This is a genomic window from Wohlfahrtiimonas larvae (genome assembly GCF_002006755.1).
In the GTDB taxonomy this organism is placed as follows: domain Bacteria; phylum Pseudomonadota; class Gammaproteobacteria; order Cardiobacteriales; family Wohlfahrtiimonadaceae; genus Wohlfahrtiimonas; species Wohlfahrtiimonas larvae.
Genome location: NZ_MVDO01000212.1, coordinates 1 through 2,297, shown reverse-complemented (window position 1 = coordinate 2,297; position 2,297 = coordinate 1). Strand labels below are relative to the sequence as shown.

The 2,297-nt window shown below is 35.5% G+C and carries 5 protein-coding genes; all 5 read left to right on the top strand.

Annotation, left to right across the window (positions count from 1 at the left end):
- A partial coding sequence (locus BZK14_RS11060) for an EF-Tu/IF-2/RF-3 family GTPase (RefSeq protein WP_245831326.1) occupies positions 1 to 378 on the top strand: 378 nt, incomplete at its 5' end.
- Between the two features lie 12 nt (positions 379 to 390).
- Positions 391 to 768, top strand: coding sequence for a 30S ribosome-binding factor RbfA (gene rbfA, locus BZK14_RS11055; protein WP_077926542.1), 378 nt, complete (start codon positions 391 to 393; stop codon positions 766 to 768).
- Entirely contained in the window at positions 761 to 1,681 is a 921-nt protein-coding gene (gene truB, locus BZK14_RS11050; protein WP_077926541.1) for a tRNA pseudouridine(55) synthase TruB, read from the top strand. The genes rbfA and truB overlap by 8 nt, the downstream gene beginning before the upstream one ends.
- A 64-nt stretch (positions 1,682 to 1,745) precedes the next feature.
- The gene (locus BZK14_RS11045) at positions 1,746 to 2,024 is read left to right on the top strand and encodes a hypothetical protein (protein ID WP_077926540.1); all 279 of its coding nucleotides are present in this window, start codon (positions 1,746 to 1,748) and stop codon (positions 2,022 to 2,024) included.
- Positions 2,025 to 2,046: 22 nt separating this feature from the next.
- A partial coding sequence (locus tag BZK14_RS11040; RefSeq protein WP_143691457.1) for a hypothetical protein occupies positions 2,047 to 2,297 on the top strand: 251 nt, incomplete at its 3' end.

The following is a 2,297-nucleotide window of genomic DNA, read 5'->3' as shown; positions in this document are numbered from 1 at the left end:
TTACATTATTACAGCATCATCTATGATGTTATTGATGAAATTAAAACAGCATTGATTGGTAAACTTGCACCAGAGTTTAAAGAATCTATTATTGGTATCGCAGAAGTTCGTGATGTATTTAGATCTCCGAAGATTGGTGCGATTGCAGGCTGTATGGTAACGGAAGGCTTGATCAAACGTAATAATCCAATTCGCGTATTGCGTGATAACATTGTAATCTATGAGGGTGCATTGGAATCATTACGCCGCTTTAAAGATGACGTATCAGAAGTTCGCAGTGGCATGGAATGTGGTATTGGCGTTAAGAACTACAATGATGTTAAAGTAGGTGACCAGATCGAAGTTTATGAGCGTGTTCAAGTAGAACGTACTCTATAAAAGGAGCAAAACATGGCTAATATATCAAGAACTCGTCGTATTGATGAGCAATTGAAACAAGAATTGTCTATGTTGATCCGTAAGGAAATCGGTGACTCACGTATTATGATGATCTCCATCACTCTTGTGAGAGTGGTGAGAGATCTCTCTCAAGCTAAAGTTTTAGTGACGTATTTAGGGCCTAAAGAAGAACGCGATGAAATGGTCGGTCTTTTGAATGAGTATGCGCCAATGTTCCAAAGAATGTTGGGCAAGGTTTTAAAACTTCGTAAAATTCCTAGGTTTGAGTTTGAATATGATGAGCAATTAGAGAAAGGTAATGAATTATCTGCTTTAATTACTGAGGCAATTCAAGAAGACGAAGCAAAAAATAAAGATCACGATGAGTAAACAAGCTAAAATCAAGCGCCGTCCTTTGGATGGCGTTTTACTTTTGGATAAACCAAAAGGCATATCAAGTAATGATATTTTACAGAAAGTAAAATGGTTATATAAAGCAGAGAAAGCAGGGCATGCTGGTACTTTAGATCCAATGGCAACGGGGTTACTGCCCATTTGTTTTGGTGAGGCGAGTAAGTTTAACCATCAATTATTGAACAATCGTAAAACGTATGAGTTTACATGTTTGTTGGGTGCTGCAACCAATACGGGTGATGCTGAAGGATCTATCATTGAAGAAAAGAATATTCCTCCATTATCCACAGAGTTATTAAAACATGCTTTGGATAAGTTTGTGGGAGATATTCAACAAGTACCACCGATGGTTTCAGCTTTACATCATGAAGGTAAACGTTTATATGAATTAGCACGGGAAGGCATTGAAGTAGAACGTCCTGCGCGTGATATTACGATTTATCAACTTAATTTAATTAGTTTCGATGATGTGAGTTTTACTGCTGAGGTAACATGTTCAAAAGGAACTTATGTTCGTGTATTAGCAGAAGATATTGCGAAATTAATTGGAACAGTTGGGCATTTAACAATGTTAAGACGCACAGAAGTTGCCCCTTATTTTAAACCTAATTTGGTCACGATGGCTATGTTAGAAAAAGCATTAATAGATAATAATGCAGATGAATTATTATTGGCTGTTGATAGTGCAATTGCAGATTATCCAATATTAATTATGAATGAAGAAGAAACATGGCGCTTGAAAAATGGTCAGAAAATAGCATTGCCTCATACATTAGATGAACAGTTTTATCGATTATATGCATTTGATCAATCATTTTTAGGTTTAGGTGAAAGACACTTACCACATGTTATTAAAGCTAGCCGATTGATCCAAATTAAATCCACTTGAAATAATAATTTGTTATAATTAATCGAATGAATATTATTGAAAATAAGAGATAGAGGAGTTGTATATGTATAGGAAGTTAGCCATTGCTAGTGCGTTATCTTTGGTTATGACATCAGCTTTTGCACAAAGTACAGACTCAACAATTAATAAATGTAGCAATGGTAAAGATCCTATTGTTTATACAGAATTTGATTGTCCAGAAGGGTATGAGGCTATTGTGGATAGTTGGTTAAGTGAAACAAATATGACAACAGCAGAAAAATTTGGTGATGAATCTAGAGCTTCAGAACCAGAAGTAGTGCATGATGTTAATGATAGAATGGTAGATCGTCAATTGGAGTAATTGACCATATTGGAGGAGCGGGATGAGGCTTTATATTATTGGGATATTCGCTTTGGTAACCTCTGTTGCGATGGCTGATGTGCCGATGTTAGATGCAACAACAGTTAAAATACCAAAATCTAAAGCTTTAAATAAATGTATAGGTGAGAATAATCAGGTGATTTATACTCAGTTTGAGTGTGCTGATACAGCAACGAAAGTTGATAAACAATGGATTGAGCAAGCAAATCTCACATTTGTAATGCCTGAAAAATATAATACTAATCCTTTAAA

Bases quoted from the DNA above. Each gene is read 5' to 3' on its own strand.
- BZK14_RS11045 (WP_077926540.1), top strand. From the start codon at position 1,746: ATGTATAGGAAGTTAGCCATTGCTAGTGCGTTATCTTTGGTTATGACA.
- rbfA (WP_077926542.1), top strand. From the start codon at position 391: ATGGCTAATATATCAAGAACTCGTCGTATTGATGAGCAATTGAAACAA.
- truB (WP_077926541.1), top strand. From the start codon at position 761: ATGAGTAAACAAGCTAAAATCAAGCGCCGTCCTTTGGATGGCGTTTTA.